The organism is Terrabacter sp. Root85, from assembly GCF_001429185.1.
GTDB lineage: Bacteria > Actinomycetota > Actinomycetes > Actinomycetales > Dermatophilaceae > Terrabacter.
This window is the reverse complement of sequence record NZ_LMIW01000008.1, coordinates 991,262-1,014,712: the sequence shown is the minus strand read 5'-3', so window position 1 is coordinate 1,014,712 and position 23,451 is coordinate 991,262. Positions and strand designations below refer to the sequence as shown.

21 protein-coding genes and 1 tRNA gene are annotated in these 23,451 nt (G+C 71.7%); 6 read left to right on the top strand and 16 right to left on the bottom strand.

Annotation, left to right across the window (positions count from 1 at the left end; translation table 11 throughout):
• Nucleotides 1-53: 53 nt before the first annotated feature.
• Nucleotides 54-2,039 carry a threonine--tRNA ligase gene (gene thrS / locus ASE25_RS11185; RefSeq protein WP_056825354.1) on the bottom strand — a complete coding sequence of 662 codons (1,986 nt, stop codon included), beginning with the start codon at nt 2,037-2,039 and terminating at the stop codon, nt 54-56.
• Nucleotides 2,040-2,268: 229 nt separating this feature from the next.
• Here thrS and ASE25_RS11180 point away from each other — a divergent pair, with 229 nt between their 5' ends.
• Both ASE25_RS11180 and ASE25_RS11175 read left to right on the top strand, forming a co-directional pair.
• Nucleotides 2,269-3,204 (top strand): GCN5 family acetyltransferase, encoded by a 936-nt coding sequence (locus ASE25_RS11180; RefSeq protein ID WP_056825352.1) that lies wholly within the window; start codon nt 2,269-2,271, stop codon nt 3,202-3,204.
• Nucleotides 3,205-4,125, top strand: a complete 921-nt coding sequence (locus ASE25_RS11175; RefSeq protein ID WP_056825350.1) for a hypothetical protein — start codon at nt 3,205-3,207, stop codon at nt 4,123-4,125.
• Between the two features lie 28 nt (nt 4,126-4,153).
• Here ASE25_RS11175 and ASE25_RS11170 read toward each other — a convergent pair whose 3' ends face one another.
• The 3 genes from ASE25_RS11170 to ASE25_RS11160 are packed head-to-tail and all read right to left on the bottom strand — an operon-like array spanning nt 4,154 to nt 7,635.
• The gene (locus ASE25_RS11170) at nt 4,154-5,011 is read right to left on the bottom strand and encodes a MaoC/PaaZ C-terminal domain-containing protein (RefSeq protein ID WP_056825349.1); all 858 of its coding nucleotides are present in this window, start codon (nt 5,009-5,011) and stop codon (nt 4,154-4,156) included.
• Between the two features lie 6 nt (nt 5,012-5,017).
• Nucleotides 5,018-6,337, bottom strand: coding sequence for a 3-oxoacyl-ACP reductase (locus ASE25_RS11165; protein WP_056825347.1), 1,320 nt, complete (start codon nt 6,335-6,337; stop codon nt 5,018-5,020).
• Nucleotides 6,338-6,339: 2 nt separating this feature from the next.
• Nucleotides 6,340-7,635 (bottom strand): acetyl-CoA C-acetyltransferase, encoded by a 1,296-nt coding sequence (locus tag ASE25_RS11160; protein WP_056825344.1) that lies wholly within the window; start codon nt 7,633-7,635, stop codon nt 6,340-6,342.
• A 98-nt stretch (nt 7,636-7,733) separates the two neighbouring features.
• Between ASE25_RS11160 and ASE25_RS11155 the strand changes: the two genes are divergently transcribed.
• Together ASE25_RS11155 and ASE25_RS11150 are read left to right on the top strand one after the other, a co-directional pair.
• Nucleotides 7,734-8,453 (top strand): TetR/AcrR family transcriptional regulator, encoded by a 720-nt coding sequence (locus ASE25_RS11155; RefSeq protein WP_056825343.1) that lies wholly within the window; start codon nt 7,734-7,736, stop codon nt 8,451-8,453.
• Between the two features lie 23 nt (nt 8,454-8,476).
• Entirely contained in the window at nt 8,477-10,516 is a 2,040-nt protein-coding gene (locus ASE25_RS11150; protein ID WP_200959061.1) for an acyl-CoA dehydrogenase, read from the top strand.
• A 108-nt stretch (nt 10,517-10,624) separates the two neighbouring features.
• Here ASE25_RS11150 and ASE25_RS11145 read toward each other — a convergent pair whose 3' ends face one another.
• The 3 genes from ASE25_RS11145 to ASE25_RS11135 are packed head-to-tail and all read right to left on the bottom strand — an operon-like array spanning nt 10,625 to nt 13,284.
• Nucleotides 10,625-11,146 carry a flavin reductase family protein gene (locus ASE25_RS11145; protein WP_056825341.1) on the bottom strand — a complete coding sequence of 174 codons (522 nt, stop codon included), beginning with the start codon at nt 11,144-11,146 and terminating at the stop codon, nt 10,625-10,627.
• 49 nt (nt 11,147-11,195) lie between these two features.
• Nucleotides 11,196-11,546, bottom strand: coding sequence for an MOSC domain-containing protein (locus ASE25_RS11140; RefSeq protein WP_056777270.1), 351 nt, complete (start codon nt 11,544-11,546; stop codon nt 11,196-11,198).
• A 10-nt stretch (nt 11,547-11,556) separates the two neighbouring features.
• Nucleotides 11,557-13,284 carry a SulP family inorganic anion transporter gene (locus ASE25_RS11135; protein WP_162260606.1) on the bottom strand — a complete coding sequence of 576 codons (1,728 nt, stop codon included), beginning with the start codon at nt 13,282-13,284 and terminating at the stop codon, nt 11,557-11,559.
• A gap of 227 nt (nt 13,285-13,511) precedes the next feature.
• On the opposite strand from ASE25_RS11135, the gene ppk2 reads away from it, so the two are divergent.
• Both ppk2 and ASE25_RS11125 read left to right on the top strand, forming a co-directional pair.
• Nucleotides 13,512-14,372, top strand: a complete 861-nt coding sequence (gene ppk2 / locus ASE25_RS11130; protein WP_056825339.1) for a polyphosphate kinase 2 — start codon at nt 13,512-13,514, stop codon at nt 14,370-14,372.
• Between the two features lie 85 nt (nt 14,373-14,457).
• Nucleotides 14,458-15,198, top strand: a complete 741-nt coding sequence (locus ASE25_RS11125; RefSeq protein ID WP_056825337.1) for a phosphatase PAP2 family protein — start codon at nt 14,458-14,460, stop codon at nt 15,196-15,198.
• Between the two features lie 76 nt (nt 15,199-15,274).
• On the opposite strand, the gene ASE25_RS11120 is transcribed toward ASE25_RS11125, so the two are convergent.
• The 9 genes from ASE25_RS11120 to ligD all read right to left on the bottom strand — a co-directional run bounded on the left by ASE25_RS11120 (nt 15,275) and on the right by ligD (nt 23,421).
• The gene (locus tag ASE25_RS11120; RefSeq protein WP_082622816.1) at nt 15,275-15,907 is read right to left on the bottom strand and encodes a phosphatase PAP2 family protein; all 633 of its coding nucleotides are present in this window, start codon (nt 15,905-15,907) and stop codon (nt 15,275-15,277) included.
• Nucleotides 15,904-17,259, bottom strand: a complete 1,356-nt coding sequence (locus ASE25_RS11115) for a diacylglycerol kinase family protein (RefSeq protein WP_056825335.1) — start codon at nt 17,257-17,259, stop codon at nt 15,904-15,906. Before ASE25_RS11115 ends, ASE25_RS11120 begins: the two co-directional genes overlap by 4 nt.
• A complete protein-coding gene (locus ASE25_RS11110; RefSeq protein ID WP_056825333.1) occupies nt 17,256-19,007 on the bottom strand; it encodes a SulP family inorganic anion transporter in 1,752 nt (583 codons plus the stop codon). Before ASE25_RS11110 ends, ASE25_RS11115 begins: the two co-directional genes overlap by 4 nt.
• 184 nt (nt 19,008-19,191) lie before the next feature.
• Nucleotides 19,192-19,265 (bottom strand) — tRNA-Val (locus ASE25_RS11105).
• Nucleotides 19,266-19,370: 105 nt separating this feature from the next.
• Entirely contained in the window at nt 19,371-19,844 is a 474-nt protein-coding gene (locus ASE25_RS11100; protein WP_056825331.1) for a TIGR02611 family protein, read from the bottom strand.
• Nucleotides 19,841-20,686: an aminotransferase class IV gene (locus tag ASE25_RS11095; protein ID WP_056825329.1), complete on the bottom strand. Its 846-nt coding sequence runs from the start codon at nt 20,684-20,686 to the stop codon at nt 19,841-19,843. The genes ASE25_RS11100 and ASE25_RS11095 overlap by 4 nt, the downstream gene beginning before the upstream one ends.
• Nucleotides 20,687-20,738: 52 nt before the next feature.
• On the bottom strand, nt 20,739-21,791 hold the full coding sequence (locus ASE25_RS11090) for a chorismate-binding protein (RefSeq protein ID WP_082622814.1): 1,053 nt from the start codon (nt 21,789-21,791) through the stop codon (nt 20,739-20,741).
• 16 nt (nt 21,792-21,807) lie between these two features.
• A complete protein-coding gene (locus ASE25_RS11085; protein WP_056777297.1) occupies nt 21,808-22,290 on the bottom strand; it encodes a glutathione peroxidase in 483 nt (160 codons plus the stop codon).
• A gap of 153 nt (nt 22,291-22,443) precedes the next feature.
• The gene (gene ligD / locus ASE25_RS11080; protein ID WP_056777299.1) at nt 22,444-23,421 is read right to left on the bottom strand and encodes a non-homologous end-joining DNA ligase; all 978 of its coding nucleotides are present in this window, start codon (nt 23,419-23,421) and stop codon (nt 22,444-22,446) included.
• Nucleotides 23,422-23,451 lie beyond the last annotated feature (30 nt).

Below are 23,451 nucleotides of genomic sequence, written 5' to 3'. Positions count from 1 at the left end.
GAGGGGCACCCGGCCCGACGGCATACGTCCGTGGCTCCGGTCGGGGACGGCGCTCAGACCTGCGCGCGGCTCTCGATCGCGGCGAGGATCTCGCTGATGGCGTCGTCGACCGGCACGCCGTTCTTCTGCGAGCCGTCGCGGTAGCGGAACGAGACGGCGCCGGCGGCGCGGTCGTCCTCGCCCGCGATGAGCGTGAAGGGCACCTTCGACTTGCTCGCGTTGCGGATCTTCTTCGGGAAGCGGTCGTCGCTCGCGTCGAGCTCGACGCGGACTCCCTTGCGCTTCAGGCGGTCGAGGACCTCGCCGAGGTAGTCGGCGTAGTCCTCGGCGACCGGCACTCCGAGGGCCTGGACCGGTGCGAGCCAGACCGGGAAGGCGCCGGCGTAGTGCTCGACGAGGACCCCGAGGAAGCGCTCGATCGAGCCGAACTTCGCCGAGTGGATCATGACCGGCTGCTGGCGCGACCCGTCGGCGGCCTGGTACTCGAGGCCGAAGCGCTCGGGCTGGTTGAAGTCGTACTGGATCGTCGACATCTGCCAGGTGCGGCCGATGGCGTCGCGCGCCTGCACCGAGATCTTCGGACCGTAGAAGGCCGCGCCGCCCGGGTCGGGCACGAGCTCGAGACCGGAGGCGGTGGCGACCTCCTCGAGAACCTTGGTCGCCGCCTCCCACTGTTCGTCGGAGCCGATGAACTTCGAGGACTTCTCGCCCTCGGTGTCGCGGGTCGACAGCTCGAGGTAGAAGTCGTCGAGGCCGAAGTCCCCCAGTAGGCCGAGCACGAAGTCGAGCAGGTGCTTGATCTCGGCCGGCGCCTGCTCGGCGGTGACGTAGCTGTGCGAGTCGTCCTGCGTCATGCCCCGCACCCGGGTCAGGCCGTGCACGACGCCGGACTTCTCGTAGCGGTAGACGCCGCCGAACTCGAAGAGGCGCAGCGGCAGCTCGCGGTAGGAACGGCCCCGCGACTGGTAGATGAGGTTGTGCATGGGGCAGCTCATCGCCTTGAGCTGGTACTTCGCGCCCTCGAGCTCCATCGGCGGGAACATCGTGTCGGCGTAGTACGGCAGGTGCCCGGAGGTGTGGAAGAGCGCCTCCTTGCTGATGTGCGGCGTGCCGACGTAGGAGAAGCCCTCCTCGATGTGCCGGCGCCGGACGTAGTCCTCCATCTCACGCTTGATGACGCCGCCCTTGGGGTGGAAGACCACGAGGCCCGAGCCGAGCTCGTCGGGGAAGCTGAAGAGATCCATCTCGGCGCCGATGCGACGGTGGTCGCGGCGCTCGGCCTCGGCGAGGCGGTCGAGGTAGGCCTTGAGCTCGTCCTTGGTCGGCCACGCGGTGCCATAGACACGCTGGAGCTGCGGGTTCTTCTCCGAGCCGCGCCAGTAGGCAGCCGCCGAGCGCATCAGCTTGAAGGCGTTGCCGATGAGCTTGGTGCTCGGGATGTGCGGGCCGCGGCACAGGTCACCCCACGCGCGGGTGCCGTCACGTCGGATGTTGTCGTAGATCGTCAGCTCGCCTGCTCCGACCTCGACCCCGGCGCCCTCGGCCGCCTCGTCGGCGTTGCCGCCCTTGAGTCCGACGAGCTCGCACTTGTAGGGCTCGTCCTTGAGCTCCACGAGCGCGTCGGCGTCGGTGACGACGCGTCGCTCGAAGGTCTGCCCCTCGTTGATGATCTTCTGCATGGCCTTCTCGAGGGCCTTGAGGTCATCGGGGTGGAACGGGGTCTCGACGTCGAAGTCGTAGTAGAAGCCGTCACGGATGGGCGGGCCGATGCCGAGCTTGGCGTCGGCGTGGAGCGACTGGACGGCCTGGGCGAGCACGTGGGCCGTCGAGTGGCGCAGGACGGCCAGGCCGTCCTCGCTGTCGACCGTGACGGGCTCAACGACGTCGCCGTCGGCGAGGGCGTGGAAGAGGTCGCGCAGCTGACCGTTGACGCGCGCGACGACGACGGCGCGGTCACCCTCGAAGAGCTCACCCGCCGTCGTCTGCTCCGCTACCGCTCGCTCGCTTCCGGCGACGGTGACGGTGATCTGTGCAGACACGGTTGGTGCTCCTCGTTCGAACGGGACCCGCCGGCGGGCGGCGGGTCGTGGGGGCTGCCGCTGCAGGCGGCTCGTGCAAGCGTATCGAGGCGTCGCGGGACCGGGCGACACGGTTTGGTCGTGGGACCACTCGGCTGGCCCGAACTGGCCTCGCGGGACGGCTCCCGAGCGGATACTGGTGAGCCCGGCGGCCGTCTCGGAGCGCGCCCCGGCACAGGAGGGGACGCCAGTGGAGCAGACGACCGACAGCCCGTCACCACCGGCCGAGGCGGCCGAGCCGGCCGAGCCACCCGTGCCGGTGCCGCCGGTGCCCGGGTGGGAGTCGCTCGGGCTCGACCGGGCGACGGCGCTCGCCCTCGCCGAGACGGCCGAGGCGGAGTTCATGATCGCGCTGCACGACGGCGCACCCGCCGAGGCGAAGGCCGCGCTGGGCATGCGGTCCGAACGCCTCGCCGGTGGCGTGGCCGTCGTCATGGCCAACGACCCCACGGGCGGCTACTGGAACAAGGCCCTCGGCTTCGGCGTCACCGAGCCGGTCACGGACTCGCTCGTGGCGCACCTCGTCGACCTCTACGCGTCCGCCGGCGCCCCGGCCCTCTGCCTACAGGTCGCGCCTGCCGCTCTCCCGGCCGACTGGGACGACATCTGCGTGCGCCACGGCATCGTGGGTGGGTCCGTCTGGGCCAAGCTGCTCCGGCCGGCGGCCACGCCGACGACCCCGTCGACGACCGACCTCCGGGTGGGCACGATCGGCCCCGAGGACGCCGAGGCGTACGCCCGCGTCTTCGCCGGCGGCTTCGGGATGCCGCCCGAGCCGCACCTGCTCTCGATGTTCGCCGCCGCCGGGGGCAGCGGGCCGGGGTTCACCGCCTACGGCGCCTGGGACGGGGATGAGCTCGTGGCCGCCGCGAACCTGCACGTCGCGGGACCCGCGGCTGCCTTCTGCGGGGCGGCGACGCTTTCCGAGGCGCGCGGCCGTGGTGCCCAGTCGGCCTTCATGCAGCTGCGGGTCGAGGCGGCTCGCGCGGCCGGCTGCACGTGGATGAGCGCGGAGACGTGGCAGGAGCTCGAGGGAGCCCACAACCCGTCGCTCCACAACATGCTGCGCTCTGGCTTCGTCGAGGTCTACGACCGCCGCAACTGGGTCTGGCGGCCGGGGGCCTAGATGACCACGTCCGTCACCGTGACGTTGGCGTCGCCCGCTGCCCACCAGGACGTCATCGAGCTCGTCGGCGCTCGGCTGCAGCACCTGACGAGGGCCGAGGTGGCCTGGCCGTTCGAGTCGCCCGAGGTGTTCACCCATCTCGTCGTGGCCGTCGCGAGGGACGACGACGAGCACCTGCTCGGTGTGGGCCTGTCGCTGCGGCCCACGTTCGCACCGCCGGACCGGTCGATGCTCCGGGTCGTCGTCGCCCGTGACCACGAGGGCCACGGTGTGGGAAGCGCCCTGCGCCGGTTCCTGCTCCCCCACGTCCCGGACACGACCCGACGGCTCGGCGGAGGGGTCTACGACGACGAGCCGAGGTCGCTCGAGATCGTCCGCCACTGGGGTTTCGGCGTCGAGGAGCACGCCATCGACTCGGCCCTCGACCTCGTCGAGCACCCGCCCGAGGCCCCCGTCGTGCCGGCAGGGGTCGACCTCGAGGAGGTCCCTGACCTCGAGTTCGACGACGAGGGCGCGGTCGAGGCCATGCTCCGGGCGAGCCAGACCAACCCCGAGGCGGCGGTCGGCTTCGTCATGACGCTCGAGAAGTTCCGCACGATGACGACGAACGGCGACATCCCGATCTGCGTCGTCGCGCGCGTCGACGGTACCCCCGCCGGGATCTCCTACGGGACGGTCAGCGCAGGCGAGCTCTTCATCGCCTACAGCGGCATCGACCCCACGTTCCGGGGCCGCGGCCTCATGCGCCTCGTCAAGCAGCAGGCGCACGTGGCCGCGACCGGGGCAGGCGCGACGAAGGCCCGGACGAACAACGAGGAGCACAACGCCGGGATCCGCCGGATCAACGCCGAGCTGGGCTACGTCGTGCAGAGCGGGGTGTACCGGCTCGTCCAGGACCTCGCCGCCGACGCCTCACGGTGAGCGGCGCCGTGAGCAGCGCCGTCGCCGGTCACCAGGTGTTCTCGACGACGGCGTGCTCGATCTCGCCCTTGGCGTGCTCGAGGACCGAGAGCGTGCGCGACGCCTCGAACGCCGTGCGCAGTCGCACCGACGACGGCAGCCGCACCGGCTTGCGGAACCACACGCGGCTCGTGAGCCCGGCCTCCGGCAGTCGCGGTCCGAGTGCGGCGAGCACCCTGGCGTAGGAGTACATCCCGTGGGCGATGGCGCTCGGGAAACCGAGCGGCTTGGCCGTCAGCGCGTGCACGTGGATGGGGTTCCAGTCACCCGACACGGCGGCATACGCCCGTCCCGTGCCCTCGCCCAAGCGCCACAGCGGCCCCGTCGTGACGGCAGCGAGCGGGTCGGTCGACGGTGGTTCGGACGGCTCGGCGTCGGGGTGCTCGGCCCCGCGTGAGAGGTAGGTGCTCACACCGCGCCACACGACCTCGCCCCGCACCCCGACCTCGGACACGAGGTCGACCTGCCGGCCGCGGCGGTGAGGTCGGAGGTCCTGCGCCCAGACCGAGACGTCCAGCGGCTCGTCGAGCTGGACGGGTCGCAGTGCCTCGATGCGGTTCTCGACGTGGACGGCACCGAGCAGCGGGAGGGGGAAGCGGTCGCCGCTCATGACCGCCATCTGGAGCGGGAACGCGACGAGGTGCGGGTAGGTGGGCGGCAACGTGCCGGACACCGGGAAACGGCACACGTGGGCGTAGGCGACGAGGTCGTCGACGTCGACGCGTATGCCGGCCCGTGACCAGCGGACGTCGGGCAGCGCGTCGCTCGCGTTGCCCCTGCGGAGCGCGGCCGTGGCGTAGATGCGGCGCAGGTCGGGCGCCGCGTCGAGGGTGATCTCCTTGGTCATGGGCGCTCACGCCCCGAGCAGGCTCTGGCCGCAGACGCGGACCACCTGCCCCGTGACGGCGGCGGACCCGGGCTGGGCGAACCAGGCGATGGTCTCGGCGACGTCCTTCGGGTGCCCTCCCTGCTGGAGGGAGTTCATCCGGCGCCCGATCTCCCTCGTGGCGAAAGGGATCCGCGCCGTCATCTCCGTCTCGATGAAGCCGGGCGCGACGGCGTTGACCGTGATCCCGCGGCCCGCGACCTGGCGCGAGAGCGCGGTGACGAGGCCGATGACACCGGCCTTGCTCGCGCCGTAGTTCGTCTGGCCGCGGTTGCCGGCGATGCCCGCGATCGAGGCGACGCAGACGATGCGGCCGCCGTCGGCGAGTCCGCCCTCGCCCAGGATCGCGTCGTTCATCCGCAGGACCGAGCGGAGGTTGACCTCCATGACGCTGCGCCAGCGGTCGTCGTCCATGTTGACGAAGAGCTTGTCGCGCGTGATGCCGGCGTTGTGCACGACGACGTCGAGGCCGCCGTGCCGCGTCGTGGCGTGCTCGACGATGCGGGAGCCCGCATCGTCCGCCGTGACGTCGAGCTGGAGCGCCGTGCCCCTGACTTCGTTGGCCACCTTGGCCAGCGCGTCCCCGGCCGACGGGACGTCGACGGCGACGACCGTCGCGCCGTCACGGGCCAGCACGCGGGCGATCTCGGCACCGATGCCTCGTGCGGCGCCGGTCACGACGGCCACCTTGCCGTCGAGCGGTCGCAGCGCGTCGACGTCGACGCTCGTGGACTCGTCGACCCGGACCACCTGGCCGTCGACGTAGGCCGAGCGTCCGGACAGGAAGAACTCGACGGCGGATCTCACGCCGTCGCGTGCATCCCCCTGCGCGAGAACGAGGTTCGCCGTCGCTCCCGAACGCAGCTCCTTGCCGATGGAGCGCACGGCGCCCTCGAGGGCACGTTGGGTCGTCACCTCGGCGACGTCCGTCAGGGTCGCCGGGTCCGTGCCGATGACCACGACGCGACCGTTGCGCCTGAGCGCCTTGACAGCGGGGGCGCCGAGCAGGCGCAGCTGGTCGAGCTCGGCCGGGTCGGTGGCGGCGCTGAGGTCGAGCACCACGGCCCCGACCTTGTCGCCCGAGTCGGGCAGCGTGGACACCGCGGCCACCCCCTCACCCCCGAGCCAGGCGGCGATGCCGTCGGCGAAGCGCCCGCCGCCCGCGACGAGCACCGGCCCCTCGCAGAGCGGCATACCGGGCTCGTAGCGGCGCAGCCGGGTCGGCTGTGGCACGCCGACCCTTCGGGCCACGGGCGAGCTGACGATGGTCGTGAAGAGGTCGGTCATGCTCATGCCTCCAGGATCGCGACGACGCCCTGCCCACCGGCAGCGCAGATGGAGATGAGACCTCGGCCTCCGCCGGCCTCCTTGAGCTGCTTCGCGAGCGAGGCCACGATGCGACCGCCCGTCGCGGCGAAGGGGTGGCCCGCGGCGAGCGAGGACCCGTTGACGTTGAGCCTGCCGCGGTCGATGGAGCCGAGCGGCGCGTCGAGGCCGAGGCGCTCCCGACAGAAGTCGGGGTCCTCCCAGGCCTTGAGCGTCGTGAGCACCGTCGCGGCGAACGCCTCGTGGATCTCGTAGAAGTCGAAGTCCTGCAGGGACAGGCCGTTGCGGGCGAGCAGGCGAGGGACGGCGTACGCCGGGGCCATGAGCAGGCCCTCGTCGCCGTGGACGTAGTCGACGGCCGCCGTCTCGGCGTCGACGAACCAGGCGAGTGGGGTCAGCCGGTGCTCGGCGGCCCACTCCTCGCTCGCGAGGAGCACTGCAGAGGCGCCGTCGGTCAGGGGGGTCGAGTTGCCGGCGGTCATCGTCGCGCCGTCGCCCTTGCCGAAGACCGGCTTGAGGGTCGACAGCTTCTCGACCGTGGAGTCGGCGCGGAGGTTCGTGTCGCGCGAGACGCCGAGGTAGGGCGTGACGAGGTCGTCGAAGAAGCCCCGCTCGTAGGCGGCGGCGAGGTGCCGGTGGCTGGCGGCCGCGAGCTCGTCCTGGGCCTCACGGGTGATGCCCCACTGCGCGGCGGTCAGGGCCATGTGCTCACCCATCGAGAGCCCGGTGCGGGGCTCGACGTTCTCGGGGATCGCCGGCACGAGGTGACCCGGGCGCAGGCCCGTGAGCGCCTTCGCGCGCTCCCCGGCGGACCGCGCGCGGTTGACGGCGAGGAGCGTCTGCCGCAGGCCCTCGCTCACGGCGATGGGGGCGTCGCTGGCGCTGTCGACGCCACCGGCGACGCCGGCGTCGACCTGTCCGAGCGCGATCTTGTTGGCGACGAGGACGGCCGCCTCGAGCCCGGTGCCGCAGGCCTGCTGGACGTCGTAGGCCGGGGTGGCGGGGTCGAGGCGGGTGCCGAGCACGGTCTCACGGGTGAGGTTGAAGTCGCGGCTGTGCTTGAGGACCGCGCCGGCCACGACCTCGCCGAGCCGCTCCCCCGCGAGCCCGAAGCGGGCCACGAGTCCGTCGACGGTCGCGGTCAGCATGTCCTGGTTGGACGCCTTGGCGTAGGGGCCGTTGGACCGGGCGAAGGGGATGCGGTTGCCCCCGAGGACCGCGACTCGACGCGGCGCGCGTGGGCTGGACTGGGAAGCCATGGGTCTCTCCTGCTGTCGGATGTCTGACCTGTCGTTCTCGACCAAGATAACCGAAACCGGCAGTAGTCGATACAGCCAGTACCTGTTACTTTCGTGAGATGGACAACGACCTGGATCGTCCGGGACAGGCTCCCGCCGCCCCTCGGGACGGGCGGGACTCGCGTTGGGAGCGCCACCGCGAGGAGCGCCGCGCCGCCCTCGTCGACGCGACGATCCGCGCGATCCGCACCCACGGCGCCGGCGTCGGGATGGACGACATCGCGGCCGAGGCCGGCACGTCCAAGACCGTCATCTACCGCCACTTCGACGACAAGGCCGGTCTCTACCGCGCCGTGGCCGCCCGCATCGACGGACGCGTCGTCGGCAACGTCGGGGCGGCGCTCGGCCGGTCGAGCACACCGCCGGCGGACACCCGCGAGCTCGTCGCGTCCACGGTCGAGGCCTACCTTGCCCTCGTCGAGTCCGACACCGAGGTCTACCGCTTCGTCGTCAACCGGCCGCTCGTCGACCTCCCGCTCGCCGACGACCCCGTCGGAGGCACGGTCGACCAGGTGACCGACCAGCTGACCGGCCTGCTCCTCGAGGCGCTGCAGTCACCGGCGACCGACCCGTCGCGGGCCCGCACGTGGGCGATCGCGCTCGTCGGCTCCGTGCGTGCGGTCGCCGACGACTGGCTCGCCACCCCCGAGGTCGACCGCGCCCCGCGCGCCGCCGTGGTCGACTCCCTGACCGACCTCGCGTGGCACGGGCTCGCCCCCGTCCTCACGGCCCACTCCTCCACACACACGTCCACCTCCCCGACCACCGCGACCTCCTGAGGTCCAGACCGGAAGGCACCGAGATGTCCACGGCCACAGACTCCCCCACGAGCTTCCCTGCCGACACACGCAGCGGCTCCCCCGTCGGCTCGCCCGCCCCCGATCGCTCCCCGGCACCCGAGCACCGCGACCCGGGCCAGCACCCCACGACCCAGACCGGCCCCGCGCTGACCGCGGCGCTCCGAGCCCACCTCGACGGCCCGTTCGGGGAGGTGCGGGACCACTGCCGAGCGCTCGACGCCGCGACGTTCGGACCGCCGTCGGCCCCGCTGCCGATGGACGAGCACCGCTCCCGTGTCACCGCCCAGCTCGCAGCCCTGGCCGCGGAGCCGTACGCCGCTCGCGGCTTCCCCGAGCACCAGGGCGGCACCGCTCGCTACGGCGAGGCCGTCGCCGCCTTCGAGATGCTCGGTCACACCGACCTCTCGCTCTTCGTCAAGGCCGGCGTCCAGTGGGGCCTCTTCGGCGGCGCCGTCTCCCTCCTGGGTACGAGCCGCCACGACCACCTCCTGCCCCGCATCACGGCCGGCGAGCTGCAGGGCTGCTTCGCGATGACCGAGACCGGCCACGGCAGCGACGTGCAGAGCCTGCTGACGACCGCGACCTTCGACCCGGCGACCGACGAGATCCTCGTCCACTCGCCCGTGCCCGCGGCACGCAAGGACTACATCGGCAACGCGGCCCGCGACGGTCGCCTCGCGGCGGTCTTCGCGCAGCTCGTCGTCGACGGCGAGTCCCGCGGCGTGCACTGCGTCCTCGTCCCGATCCGCGACGAGTCCGGCACTCCCGCAAGGGGTGTCACCATCGAGGACTGCGGTCCGAAGCTCGGACTCGCCGGCGTCGACAACGGACGGCTGCTCTTCGACCACGTCCGGGTGCCGCGCACCAACCTGCTCGGCCGCTACGGCGACATCGGCGACGACGGCACCTACACGAGCCCCATCGACAACCCCGGCCGCCGCTTCTTCACGATGCTCGGCACGCTCGTCCGCGGTCGCATCTCGGTGGCCGGCGGAGCGGGCGCTGCCGCCCGCTCGGCCCTCGCCGTCACGACGACGTATGCCGCCGGGCGCCGCCAGTTCGCCGCCCCCGGCACCGAGGAGGAGACGACCGTCCTCGACTACCGGACCTACCAGCGGCGCCTGCTGCCGAGGATCGCGACGGCATACGCCCTCCAGCTCGCGCAGCACGAGCTCGTCTCCGCCATGGACGACGTGCTCGCCGGGCGCGCGACGTCCGAGGAGGACCAGCGCCGGCTCGAGACCCGGGCCGCCGGGATCAAGGTGCTGACGACCCGGCACGCGACCGACACCATCCAGGAGTGCCGCGAGCTGTGCGGCGGTGCCGGCTACCTCTGGGCCAACCGCCTCGCCGCGCTCAAGGCCGACACCGACATCTTCACGACCTTCGAGGGCGACAACACAGTCCTGCTCCAGCTCGTCGCCAAGTCGCTCCTCGGCGAGTACCAGGCGACGTTCGGCGACCTCGACACGGCCGGCATCGTGCGCTTCGGCGCGCGGCTCGTCGGCGGCACCGTCATCGAGCGGTCGTCGGCACGGGGCATCATCCAGCGGCTCGTCGACGCTGCGCCGGGCCGCGACGAGGACGTCACCTTCGGCATCCGCGGCACCCAGCTGCGCCTGCTGCGCGAACGCGAGGAGCACCTCATCGAGGGCCTGGCCCGACGGCTCCGGCGGGCCACCGCTCCGGGCGCCGACGCGTTCGCGATCTTCAACGCGACGCAGGACCACCTCGTCGAGGCCGCGACGGCCCACGTCGAGCGCACCGTCGCCGAGACCTTCGCCGCCTCGGTCGAGTCCTGCTCCGACGACGAGGCCCGCGCCGTGCTCGCCCGGGTCTGCGACCTCTACGCCCTGTCGACGATCGAGCGCCACAAGGCGTGGTACCTCGAGCACGACCGGCTGAGCCCTGCGCGCGCCAAGGCGCTCACCGCCCTCGTCAACGAGGTCTGCGCGGAGCTGCGCCCGCACGCCACGACGCTCGTCGACGCCTTCGGCATCCCCGAGGGCCTGCTGACGACGGAGATGTCAGGGACCGCCTGATCCGGCGTGAGATCGCGCGGCTCGGATCGCCCGAGCGCACGCACTGCGCGATCTCGCGCGCGATCTGCCGCCCGAGGTCGTATGCCGTCCCGCACCGTCAGTCGTACGTCACTCGGTCGCGCGCTGGTAGCGACCGCGCCGGTGCACGAGCGGGGCGTCCTCGACCCCGACCTCGGCGTGCTCGATCGTCGCCTCGACGAGCACCGACCACCCGACGTCGCGACGGCTGCCCGGGTCGAGGCGCACGCCCATCCAGGTCGTGGCGTGGCGAGGGCGCGGACCCCACTCGGTCTGCTCCCACTCGATGAGCCGGAAGGCCCCGCCGGGCGCGGGCATGACGCCGGCGAAGACGTCGGCGAGGCGCTCGTCACGCGCACCGAGGAGCGTGACGACGGCCGTGCCGGTCTCCTCGAGGGCGTCGAGCACGTCGGAGTCGGGATGGAGGAGCCCGACGACCCGGCCCGGGTTCCCGGTGGCGACGAGGTAGGACGAGACCGTCAGGCCGACCCGCTCGATGCCTGCGCCTGCCGTCCAGAGCGACACCGTGCCACCGATGCGCCCCCGCAGTCGCCGGACCGGGTCGCGGTCCTCGTCAGGAGTGTCGAACGGGTGCTCCGTGTGGATCGTCATGTCGCGTCCCCGCCGGGGAGCGGCGCGGGCCGGTGAGCCGGGCCGGTGCTCACTCGGCCTCGGCGACGAGCAGCGCGTCGTCGACCGACACCTCGCCCGGCTCGACGACGCGGGCGTAGACGCCGGCGCACTGCGAGGGTGTCTGGGTCACCTCGAGCGTGCACTCGCCGAGACGGACGATGCGGCCCACGAGCTTCTCGAGCACGGACGACTCCATGTCGAGGACGATGTTGGCCTTGGGGTGGGTCGCGACGAAGTCGTCGACCGCGACGAGGTGTACGGCATGCTTCTTCGAGCGGTTGCCCTCAGGGCCGGTCTCGGTGACCTCGACGGAGGCGAGCTCCTGGCCGGGGGCGTCGGAGTCGGGATAGATGAACAGGCTCGAGACCGTGGCGATCATGGTCGCAACGCTAGTGCGTGCAGGCCTGCACCGCCGCGGTCACCGTGCCGTGGAAGTGGTCGGCGCCGATGGCCTCGACCAGCCCGACCGAGTCCAGGCGGTCCCTCAGCTCCTGCGCCGCCCGTGCCACGTGGAGCTCGATGTTGCGCTCGCGGAGCCCGTCGAGCACCTCGCGCAGCGCGACCTCAGCGCTGGCGTCGAGGTCGCTGATGAACGAGCCGTCGAGCACCACGTGCCGCACGGGCTTGGGCGCACCGTCCACGGCGGCCCACAGCCGGCGCTTGAAGTAGTGGGCGTTGGCGAAGAACAGCCGGTCCTGGATGCGGTAGACGACCACACCCGCGCTGACGCCCGCGTCGGGCTGGTCCGCGACGTCCACGTAGCGGTCGTCACGGGCGGACCACCCCAGCACGGCGTCGGCGGGTCGTGCCGCCCGACGCACGATGTCGGCGACGGACAGCAGGACCGCCACGATGATCGCCTGCAGGACCCCGACCGCCACGACGCACACGACCGTGATGGCGGCGATGACGACCTCGACCCTGCTGCTGCGGGCCAGCTCGCGCCACTGCACCGGGTCGATCAGCTTGGCCGCCGCGTACACGATGACCGCACCGAGGACCGCCGAGGGGAGGTACTCGATCGGCGCAGTGAGGAAGAGCAGGATGACGGCGATCGTCCCTGCGGCCGCGAGCCCGCTGACCTGGCTCGTGGCCCCCATGTCGTCGTTGACCGCGGTGCGCGACCCGCTCGTCCCGACCGGGATGCTCTGCGTGACGCCGGCCGAGATCTGGGCCACCCCGAAGGCGAGGAGCTCCTGGTTGGCGTCGACCACCTCGTGGTGGCGCGCGGCGAAAGAGCGTGCCGTGAGGATGGAGTCCGAGAAGGCGACGAGGAACACCGCGAGGGCCGCGACCACGAGCGTCCCGAGGTCTGCGCGTGACACGTCCGGCAGCTCGAGCGACGGCAGTCCCCGCGGCACGGACCCGGTGACCGAGACCCCGTGGGCGACGAGGTCCAGGGCCCAGGACGCGGCGATGCCGAGGATCACGACCGCGAGGGCACCTGGCAGCCGCTTGCTGATCCGACCGGCGACGACCAGCAGGGCCAACGAGACGAGACCCACGAGGACCGTGGCGCCGTTGGCGCTGCCGAGGTGGCCGACGATGTCGACCGTCTCGGGGATGGCCCCCTCCGCGTCGCTCGAGACGCCGAGCAGCTTGCCGAGCTGGCCGAGGATCAGCACGACGGCGACGCCGGTGATGTAGCCGACGAGGACCGCCTGCGAGAAGTAGTCGGCGATCCAGCCGAGGCGGGCCAGCCGGGCCGCCAGGAAGACGACCCCCACCATGATCGCGAGCAACGAGGCCAGCGCGGCGTACTGGGCGCTGCCGCCGGCGGCCAGCGGCGCGACCACGGTCGCGATCAACAGCGACACGGTGCCCTCCGGGCCGACCACCACCCGGGGCGCCGACCCGAGGACCGCGTAGGCCAGCACCGGGAGGAGCAGGGCGTAGAGGCCGGCGCTGACCGGGACGCCGGCCAGCTCGGCGTAGGCCATCGCCGACGGCAGGGCCAACGCCGCCACCGTGACACCGGCGACGAGGTCCGTGCGCAGCCGCGGCCGCGTGTACGCCGCGAGGGACCGCGCGAAGGGAACGTACCGCGTCGTGATCGGCGGTCGAGTCGCGGACGCGAACGCACCGCGACCCTTGTAGGCCCTGTCGAACGGCTGCACGGCTCCAGCCAAGCCGTCTGCGCGACGACCCGCATCGCCCGAAGAGGACCACGTGCGTCGGCCGGTCGGTGACCAACCAAGGACGCGAACGGTCGCTCGGCGGTTCGCCGAGGTTTGAGGAAGGCTCGACCGCTGCGACCGCGTCGGAGGTAGCCTACGAGGGCGGCGAGGCGAGACCCTGGACCGGACGACGCCCAGACGCGACGACGCAGCGCCGGAGGCCAGCGATGAGCAAGAAGAAGGCCATGAAGTCGAACCCCAGCGAGGTGTTGCGCGCCCGGACCGCAGGTGAGCGCGACGCGTCCTCGGCTGGGGCGAAACTGGGTCGGAAGGCCTACGAGGCGGAGCTGGCGGTGCTGCAGGCGGAGCTCGTGGCCATGCAGGAGTGGGTGAAGGCGTCCGGTGCCAAGGTGTGTGTCGTGTTCGAGGGGCGGGACACGGCCGGCAAGGGCGGCACGATCAAGCGCATCGTCGAGCGCGTGAGCCCGCGGGTCTTCCGCGTGGTCGCGTTGCCGTCGCCGACTGACCGGGAGCGGTCACAGATGTACATCCAGCGGTACATCAAGCACTTCCCGGCGGCCGGTGAGGTCGTGATCTTCGACCGCAGCTGGTACAACCGAGCGGGGGTCGAGCGGGTGATGGGCTTCTGCACGCCCGCCCAGACCGACCGCTTTCTGGAGCAGGTCCCTGCCGTCGAGAAGGCCATCGTCGACTCGGGCATCATCCTGCTCAAGTACTGGCTCGAGGTCGGTTCCGACGAGCAGACCCGCCGGATCGAGAACAGGATCCATGACCCGCGCAAGGTGTGGAAGCTCTCCGACATGGACCTGGAGTCCTACAGCCGCTGGTACGACTACTCCCGGGCTCGCGACGCGATGTTCGCCGCTTCCGACACCCCGTGGGCCCCGTGGAACGTCGCCTACACGGACAGCAAGAGGCGTGGCCGGCTGAACGTCATCAGCCACCTGCTGAGCCAGGTGCCCTACGAGCCGCTCGAGTCGAAGGACGTCGAGCTCCCGGAGCGTCAGGCGCCGGGCGACTACAGGGCCCCGGCCCTGCCGCCGCGCTTCATCCCGACTCCTTTCTGAGTGCCCCCTTGTCCAGCCCGAAGCTGCTGAGGGGTGCCCGGGTCCGCGGCCGGCCGATCGAGCCGACGCGCAGGAGGTCACCCCGATGACCGTCGACGACACACACCGGACGACACCGGACGAGAGACCGGGCCGCGGCGCGTTCACGACGCGCACCCGCCGGCTGTTCCTGGCCTGGGGCACGGCGAGCACCGCGGTCTGCCTGGCCCTCTGCGCCCTGGCCGTGGCCCATCCGGAGATCCTCGACCGCTGGGACCACGTCCTGCAGCTCGGTCCCGACGCGTGGCGTGCCGGTTCACCCTGGCTCGAAGGCCCGCTGGTGGGGATCTCCTACGCCTTCGGCACCGTGGCCAGCGCGGTCGCGACGGCCCTCGTAGCCGGTGTGCTGGTGATCAGGAGGCAGGGTCGGGCGGCCGCGTACGTCGTGGTGGTCATCGCCGGCACCTCGCTCGTGACCAGTGTGCTCAAGCACTACGTCGACCTGGGAAGGCCCGTCGTGGCGCACCCGATCATCGAATACACGTCGAGCGCGATGCCGAGCGGCCACGCGTCGAACATCGCCGCCGCCGTCACGACCGCGTGTGTGCTGTCGGCTCTGTTCCTCCGCCAGCGCGCGCGTCGCCGACTTCTCCTGGTGGTCGGTGTGCTGGTCTCGCTCGTCGTCGGCCTCGATCGGCTCATGCTCGGGGTGCACACGCCCACGGAGGTGGTTGCCGGCTACGCCCTCGGAGTCGGAGTGGGCCTGATCGCCGCGTACGCCGTCGCCCCGGCGGCGCGGGTCCGTACGGAGCAGGTGGCAGGGTCCCGCCGTCCGGGATCACGCTGAAGGGCGCTTCGCGCGTGAAGCGTGGCTCGAGGACCTGACCCGGTGACGAATGGTCCCGGAGCGCCGGCAGCTGCGGTCATCGGTGGCCCAGCCGTGAGGCCAAGGTCGAGGACGCGCGTCCGAGTCCGGCACCGACGGAAGCACCGACCAGCACGTCGCCGGGGTAGTGCACCCCGGTGTACACGCGCGAGAACGCCACGACTGCCGCAGACACTCGTAGGGGCCATCGCAGCTCTGGCACCACCGCGCTGGTCGCGACGCAGAATGCCGCCGCGGACGCGGAGTGCCCCGAAGGGAAGGAGGCCGATGACGGCATCCCCACCCATCGGGACTCGGGCACGCCCAGCTCGATGCGCCGCGGGCGACGACGGGCTGCCAGCTTCATCGGCTGGTTGACCAGGAGGGAGGTCACCCCGATCGCGGCTACCCCCGTGAGGGCGGCACGGCGCCCCCTCGCCCCACCGAATGCGGCCAGGCCCCCCGCCACGAGGAGCCAGGGTTTGGAGAAGTTGGCGAAGTCTGACGCCCGGCGTAGCGGCTCGTCGAGCCACGGTGTGTTCAGCTCTGCCACGACCCGATAGGCGCTGCGGTCGACCGCGTCCAATCTCCGCAGCAGCCGCACGACCCCGGCCAGGCGAGGCGAGCCGCGACCCTCGAGGCCCTTGGCGAGCAGCGCTTCGACAGGCTCGGGCGGGGTCGGACCGCTCATCCGGCCCCCGCTTCCCGCCCGGTCGCAACCTGCCAGAGCGCAGCGAGTGTCGACCTGGCAGTGATGCGTGCGGGGCGCGCAGCACGCGATCGTCGAAGAGCCGCGCGCGGAAGTCGGACCGTGACCGCGCCGGGGCGGATGGTGAAGCGCAACGGGGAGTCGAGGACCAGGGCCTCGCCATCGACGCCGACCTCCACGCGCCCCGCAGAGCGCACGTCGAACTCGGACGCCGTCCACTCATCCCACCCGGAGAAACGCTGGACCTGACCGGTCATCTCCAGGGCGGCGAGCTTCTCGGCGTCCGCCGCCGAGCCGACTCGCAGCGAGACCACCCCGAGCACGCCGCTGTCGAGCCGCTCTCGCGTGCCCCCGCCGCGGAGGTGAGCGAGATCGTAGGGGTTGTTGGACACCAGCAGCAGCTGACCCGGAACCGCCTCCTCACCGGAGGGCAGCGTGTAGTGCAGGTCGAGAGCGTGGGCCCCGGGTCCGAGCATGTCGGGCAGCAGGGCCGAGGCGGTCTGCACCTTCGCGTCCCGGTAGTCCGCCGACTGCACGACCTTGGCGTAGACGCCCATCGACGCGTTGTTGACGAAGACGCGCCCGTTGATCTCAGCGAGGTCGACCCTCGTGTCGACTCCGTCGTCGAAGGCATCCAGCGCACCGGGCACGTCTTCGCGGTCGATGCCCAGGTCGAGCGCGAAGTGGTTGCGCGTCCCCGCGGGCACGACGACGAAGGGAAGACCGTGCCGACTCGCGATCGAGGCGACGAGCGCAAGTGAGCCGTCCCCTCCGGCCATCCCCAGCAGATCCGCGCCGCGGGCGACCGCGTCCTCGGCCACTGCTCGCAGGTCGTCGCCGGGGGTCAGGACATACGGCTCGACACCACGCTGCCGGCAGAGGTCGACGAGGCCGAAACGCTCGACCTTGCCCCCGCCGGACCGCGGGTTCATGATGAGGACCGCCTGCCTCGCCCTGGGTGCGGCCTCGGCGTCGTCGGCCTGGGCTGTCGGGGCGAGTGCGTAGCCGGCCGCTGCGGTGGAGACCGCGGCGAGTGCGAGCCCGACCGCCAGCACACGACCGCTCTGGCTCGCGAGGATCACCGCGACGAAGCCGACCAGGGCGATGGCCCCGAGCGCAGCGGCAGCTGCTCGGACGGCGCCCCTGCGGGACACGACGTACCACGCGGCCACCACCGCTACCCCGAGCGAGACCACACTGGCCAGCAGGACGTCCCAGCGGCGGATGGAGACGACCGCGAGGAACAGCAAGGCGGCCGCGAACGCTGTCAGCGCGAGTGCTGCCGAGGCTCTGCGAGCGGCGCTGCGTCTGCCGCCACTGTCGGACGTCGTCATGCCGGCTCCTTCGGAGAGCGCCAGCTGGCACCGGTCTGGCGCCGGAACTCGGCGACGGCCTCGTCGACCGTCGGGAGGAAGTGCTCCGGGGAGATGGTGCGGGTCAGCTCGTACCGCTCGATCTTCGCACGCACCGGATCCTTCATCTCCGCAAAGACGAGAGACACCCCACGCTCGTTCAGCCACGTGTCGAGGTCCTCCAGCATGTCCGAGGCCGTCGTGTCGACGTCCGTGATCGGCTCGGCGGCGACGACGATCCAGCGCAGCGCGGGGTCGTCGTCGACCATCGCGCGCACGTTCTCGCCGAAGCCCCTGGCATTGGCGAAGATGAGCGGCGCGTCGAACCGATAGACGACCAGCCCGGGCAACCGCTCCGCGCCCGGGTAGCTCTCGGTGTCGTGCAGTCCCGCAACCCCCTCGACGCGCCCGAGCTCGGCCTGGTGCGGCCACCAGGTGCGGCGGAAGACATTGAGGATGGACAGACCTACCGCGATGAGGATGCCGGGCAGCACCCCGAGGAGGGCCACACCGAGCAGGGCGATGAGGGACAGGAGGAACTCCGTCCGGCGCTGCAACCAGAGCCGACGAGTGCCGGCGACGTCGGTCAGGGACACGGCCGCCGCGATGACGATGGCCCCGAGCGTGGGTTGGGGCACGTACTGCATGAGGGCGTTGGCGAAGAGCAGGACGGCGGCGATCACGGCGGCGCCGACCACCCCGGTGACCTGGGACCGCGAGCCGGCCTGTTCCGCCACCGCGGTCCGCGAACCGCTGGTGCTGACCGGGAAGCCCTGGAACGCGCCGGCCGCGATGTTGGCTGCTCCGATGCCGATCATCTCCTGGTTTCCCTGGACGCGTTCGCCCTGGCGGGCCGCGAAGGCCGAGGCGGTGGACATCGTGTCGGCGAGAGCGACGACCGCGATGGCCAGCGCCCCGAGGAAGAGGGGCGGGACGTCGCCCCAGCCCACCTGCGGGATGGTGAACGTCGGCAGGCCCTGTGGGAGGACCCCGACCGTGTCGACCCCGTGGGCCTGGAGCTCGAACCCCTTGACCAGGAGAGCGGTCAGCACCACGATCACCAGCACGCTCGGGACCTTGGGGATGAACCTGTTCAGGAGCAGGATGCCGGCCAGGGCACTGACCCCGATGACGGCCGCCGTACGGTTGGCCGAGCCCGTGAACAGCCCGGACAGGAAGGCGTTCGCCTCGGCCACGAGACCGCTCGCGTCGGTGGAGAAGCCGAAGAGCTTGGGTAGCTGGCCGACGATGATCGTCAGCGCCAGCCCGTTCATGTAGCCGATCTGGGTCGGCTTCGACAGCAGGTCAGCGACGAAGCCGAACCGGGCCAGTCCCGCGACGACCATGACGACGCCGACGATGATCGCCAGCATCGACGCGAGCGCGACGGCTCGGGCAGGGTCTCCACCGGCGAGCAGGAGGGGAAGGATCGTCGCCGCGATCATGGGTCCCAGCGACGAGTCCGGTCCCAGCACGAGGACCCGCGAGGGCCCGAAGACCGCATAGCCGATCAGGCACAGGATGGAGGTGTACAACCCCGTGACGGGCGGCAGCCCGGCGAGCTGTGCATAGGCCATTCCCTGCGGCACCAACAACGCGGACAGGACCAGACCGGCGACGACGTCCTTCGGCAGCCAGGACCGCTCGTAGGAGCGCACCAGTCGCAGACCGGGGACGTGCTCCTTCCACGTGCGCTCTCCGACATCAGGTCGGTCGGTGGGCGCGGCCACGGTCAGCCGAGGTTCTGGGTGCGCATGCCGCGGCCGGCTCGGCCTGCGCCCGAGCGGTCTCGTCCCGCGTGAAGAGCGTTCACAGGTGGAGCCTACAGGCGAGGCGAGTGCCCGTCCCCGTGCTTCATCCGGTTCGTCGGAGCCGTCGTTCCGTGGACGGCTCGCCCCAATGTTCGTCGGTCGGTGGACGTGAAGGGACTCGAACCCCTGACCTCTCGCGTGTGAAGCGAGCGCTCTAACCAGCTGAGCTACACGTCCGGGCACCCCTGTGCCGACGTGCTGTCCGGCTGGCGTCGGGGTGACGGAGGGAAACAATAGCCGGTGGTGGCGCGGTCACGGTAATCGCCCCTCGCGAGGCGCGGGTCAGTCGACGCCGGGCACCTGAGTCAGCAGCTGCTCGGCCCACTGGGGCACGAACTGCGGGATGCCCGCCCACGCGAGGTAGCCCCAGATGACGCCCCACACGATGAGCAGGGTGCCGAGGGCGACGAGACCGCGCACCCAGATCGCCTGGTCCATGATCCAGTCGTTCCAGCGGCTGACGTGGCGCTTGGCGAAGTCGAGCCAGCGTTGGGCGAACTCGAACTCGCTCGCGAGGATGAGCAGGCCGAAGAAGACGACGAGCCAGCCGGGCCCGGGCGCCGGGACCATGATGAGGCCACCGATCGTCACGACGCCGCCGACGACGCCGACGGCCGTGCGCCAGATGACGTGGGTGATGCGGTTGCGGCGCAGGCGTGCCCGCCAGGGCCAGCGATCCTCGCTCGCGTCGAGCGTGACGTTGGGGTCGGAGTAGTCGACGGGCGTCTCGTCGCGGGTGCGGTCCTCCCCGGTCACGGGTCGCTGTCCCGCTCGGCGTTGCTGCGGAAGACCCGCTGCAGCTCGGTCGTGACGGGGCGGTCGGCGGACAGGTCCCGGTCGTCGACGGCGTGGACGGGCAGGACGTCCTTGGTCGAGCTGGTGATGAAGACCTCGTCGGCGCTGCGGAGCACGTCGAGCGGCAGGGTCTCCTCGCGGATCTCGAGGCCGGCGGCGCGGCCCCACTCGATGGTGAGCTCGCGGGTGATGCCGAGCAGCAGGCCGGACTCGGCCGGCGGTGTCAGCACGACGCCGTCGACGACGACGAAGACGTTGCTCCCGGTGCACTCGCAGAGCTCGCCTCGGGTGTTGCCGAAGACGGCCTCGACGGCGCCCACCTGCTTGGCACGGGCGAAGGCGACGACGTTCTCCGCGTACGACGTCGTCTTGAGCCCGACGACGGCTGAGCGTTCGTTGCGGGTCCACGGGACGACGGTGAGCTTCCCGCTCGACGGCGGGAGTGGCTGCGGCGCCGCGAGGACGATGTAGGTCAGCGCCGTGTCGTCGCGGTCGGACCCGAGCGGCCCGACGCCGCCCGTGACGCTGTAGCGCAGCCGCCCGAAGTCGATGGCGGGCCCGTCGAGGACCGCGGCCACACCCTTGTCGACGACGGCGAGGTCGAGGGGCGGCAGGCCGAGCCCGGTGGCCGACCGCTCGAGGCGTCGGTGGTGTCGCGTCAGCGCGAAGGGGACGCCGGAGGCGATCTTGGCGGTCTCGAAGACGCCGTCACCGACCGTGACCGAGTGGTCGAGCGCGGAGACGGAGGGGCCGGTCGGGTCGACGAGGTCGCCGTTGACCCAGACACGCGTGGTCGTGCTCATGGTCCCTTCCTGGTGGCTCGGCGGCCGCCCGGAAGGCGCCCGACGGGAGCTCTCATGGTGTCACAGTGCCGGCGGCGAGCCCGATGAGGCGGGCCGCCTTGAGCTCGGTCTCGGCCCACTCCCCCTCGGGGTCGGAGTGCCACGTGATGCCGGCACCCGTGCCGAACCGCAGCCACCGCCGACCCACCTCGTCGCGCTCGGCCCAGAAGGTCCGGATGCCGACGGCGAGGTCTGCCTCCCGGGCGTCGGCGTCGACCCAGCCGACCGCGCCGCAGTACGGGCCGCGGGGCACCGTCTCGAGGTCCCGGATCGCTGTGAGCGCGCTGGACTTCGGCGCCCCGGAGACCGACCCCGGCGGGTAGGCGGCCGTGAAGACGTCTGCCCATCCCACCTCCTCACGCAGGTGCCCGCTGACCGTCGAGACGAGGTGCACGAGGCCCGGGTGGGCCTCGATCGTGCAGAGCTCGTCGACGGAGACGGTCCCGGGCTCGCAGACACCCGACAGGTCGTTGCGCATGAGGTCGACGATCATGACGTTCTCGGCGTAGTCCTTGGGCAGCATCTGCTCGGCGGTCGCGGCGGTGCCCTTGATGGGGCGGGTCACGAGGGACGCGCCGCGTCGCCCGAGGAAGAGCTCCGGCGACGCGCTGACGACGTCGAGGCCTGCCTCATCGCACCGGACCCGCGCGGCATGCGGCGCCGGGTTGCCCTGTCGCAGAAGGGCATCGAGCCCGTCGAGGTCGGCGTCGTCGGGCAGCTCGTGGCTGAGCACGCGGCAGACGTTGACCTGGTAGACGGTCCCGGACGCGATGCGCTCACGCACCTCGCGCACGACGCCGACGTATGCCGTCCGGTCGAGTGACGAGTGCCAGTGGCGGTCGAGGGGCTGCCACGCCACAGCGGACGCCCGGGTGGCCGCGGCGGCCGGCCCGGCGGCATACGCCCTCGGGGTGACCTCGGCGAACCGCACAGCGGTCACGGCACCCTCGAAGGTGGCCACGACGGCCCAGAAGCCCTCGCGCGTCATCGCGTCGAGGGCTTCGTGGCCGTGGCGGACGTCGACGACACCGCGGGCGTCCCGGTCGGCGAAGCGGGCGTGGTCCACCCGCAGATCGTAGGGCCTAGGCGGAGAGGGCCTTCTCGATGTCGCCGGCGAGGTCGGCGGGGTCGGTCGTCGGTGAGTAGCGGCCGATGACCGTGCCGTCGCGGGCGACGAGGAACTTCGTGAAGTTCCACTTGATCTTCTTGCCGAGCAGGCCGCCCTTCTCGGACTTGAGCCACGTGTAGACGGGGTGCTCGTCCGCGCCGTTGACGTCGACCTTCGAGAACATCGGGAAGGTGACGCCGTAGTTCTTCTGGCAGAAGGCGCCGATCTCCTCGTCGCTGCCCGGGTCCTGACCGCCGAACTGGTTGCACGGGAAGCCGAGGACCGTCAGGCCCTGGGCGCGGTAGGTCTCGTAGAGCTGCTCGAGGCCGCCGAGCTGCGGGGTGTAACCGCACTCGCTGGCGGTGTTGACGACGAGGACGACGTCACCGGCGTACTCGCCCAGCGACACCTCCCCGCCGTCGATGGAGGTGGCCTTGAAGTCGTGCAGGACGGTCACGGTGTCTCCTCTGGTGGTCATGCGTCACTCCGATCCTCACCCGTGGAGCCCCCGAACTGCGAATCGGTGGTCGAGCGGGCGTGCGGCGGCAGGGTGCAGCGTCGTCGCTGTGCGTCGTGACGGTGGTTCGGCGCCGTGGACCACGCGGATGGGTCAGGCCCCCGCGTCGTCGGGCTCGGGGGGCACGTCGTTGCCGTCGCGCTCGTCGCGGTCGGCCCACTCGAGCAGCGTGCTGAAGTCGAAGACGGCGTCGTCGATGCCGGCATGCAGGTCACCGAGGCGGGCGAAGCGCTCGGGCATGGTGGCGATGGTGAAGTCCTGCGGTTCGGCGTCGGCGATCTCGTCCCACGCCAGCGGGGCCGAGACGGTGCCGCGCGGGTTGCCCCGGACGCTGTAGGCCGCTGCGATGGTGTGGTCACGCGCGTTCTGGTTGTAGTCGACGAAGAGGTCCTTCGGCGACCGGTCCTTGCGCCACCACGTCGTCGTCACGTCGTCGGGCAGCCGCCGCTCGACCTCGCGGGCGAACGCCAGCGCGCCGCGGCGCACGTCCTTGAACCCCCAGTCGGGGGCGATCCGGACGTAGACGTGCAGGCCGGAGCCGCCCGAGGTCTTGGGCCAGCCGACGGCGCCGAGGTCGTCGAGGATCTCGTGGGTCGTGGCCGCGGCCCGCCGCACCTTCTCGAAGCCACACTCGGGCATCGGGTCGAGGTCGATGCGCCACTCGTCGGGGCTCTCGGTGTCGGCGCGACGGCTGTTCCACGGGTGGAACTCGACCGTCGACATCTGCACCGCCCAGATGACGTCGGCGAGACGGGTCACGCAGAGCTCGTCGGCGTGGAGGCCGTAGCGCGGGAAGTGCAGACGCACGGTCTCGACCCACGGCGGGGCCCCGGCGGGAAGCCGCTTCTGGTGCACCTTGGGCCCGTCGACGCCCTTGGGGAAGCGGTGCAGCATGCACGGCCGCTCGCGCAGGGCGTTGACGATCCCGGGGCCGACGGACAGGTAGTAGTCGACGAGGTCGCGCTTGGTCTCGCCGCGCTGGGAGAAGTAGACGCGGTCGGGGCTCGACAGCCGCACGGTGTGGTCGCCGACCTCGATCTCGACGGCGGGGGCCTTGCTCGACGCAGCCATGGCCGACAGCCTACGGACCGGACCATCTCC

Excerpts from the sequence above, each read along its gene's own strand:
- ASE25_RS11175 (WP_056825350.1), top strand. The coding sequence starts at position 3,205 with ATGACCACGTCCGTCACCGTGACGTTGGCGTCGCCCGCTGCCCACCAG.
- ASE25_RS11170 (WP_056825349.1), bottom strand. The coding sequence starts at position 5,011 with ATGACCAAGGAGATCACCCTCGACGCGGCGCCCGACCTGCGCCGCATC.
- ASE25_RS11165 (WP_056825347.1), bottom strand. The coding sequence starts at position 6,337 with ATGACCGACCTCTTCACGACCATCGTCAGCTCGCCCGTGGCCCGAAGG.
- ASE25_RS11160 (WP_056825344.1), bottom strand. The coding sequence starts at position 7,635 with ATGGCTTCCCAGTCCAGCCCACGCGCGCCGCGTCGAGTCGCGGTCCTC.
- ASE25_RS11155 (WP_056825343.1), top strand. The coding sequence starts at position 7,734 with ATGGACAACGACCTGGATCGTCCGGGACAGGCTCCCGCCGCCCCTCGG.
- ASE25_RS11150 (WP_200959061.1), top strand. The coding sequence starts at position 8,477 with ATGTCCACGGCCACAGACTCCCCCACGAGCTTCCCTGCCGACACACGC.
- ASE25_RS11145 (WP_056825341.1), bottom strand. The coding sequence starts at position 11,146 with ATGACGATCCACACGGAGCACCCGTTCGACACTCCTGACGAGGACCGC.
- ASE25_RS11140 (WP_056777270.1), bottom strand. The coding sequence starts at position 11,546 with ATGATCGCCACGGTCTCGAGCCTGTTCATCTATCCCGACTCCGACGCC.
- ppk2 (WP_056825339.1), top strand. The coding sequence starts at position 13,512 with ATGAGCAAGAAGAAGGCCATGAAGTCGAACCCCAGCGAGGTGTTGCGC.
- ASE25_RS11125 (WP_056825337.1), top strand. The coding sequence starts at position 14,458 with ATGACCGTCGACGACACACACCGGACGACACCGGACGAGAGACCGGGC.
- ASE25_RS11120 (WP_082622816.1), bottom strand. The coding sequence starts at position 15,907 with ATGAGCGGTCCGACCCCGCCCGAGCCTGTCGAAGCGCTGCTCGCCAAG.
- ASE25_RS11115 (WP_056825335.1), bottom strand. The coding sequence starts at position 17,259 with ATGACGACGTCCGACAGTGGCGGCAGACGCAGCGCCGCTCGCAGAGCC.
- ASE25_RS11095 (WP_056825329.1), bottom strand. The coding sequence starts at position 20,686 with ATGAGCACGACCACGCGTGTCTGGGTCAACGGCGACCTCGTCGACCCG.
- ligD (WP_056777299.1), bottom strand. The coding sequence starts at position 23,421 with ATGGCTGCGTCGAGCAAGGCCCCCGCCGTCGAGATCGAGGTCGGCGAC.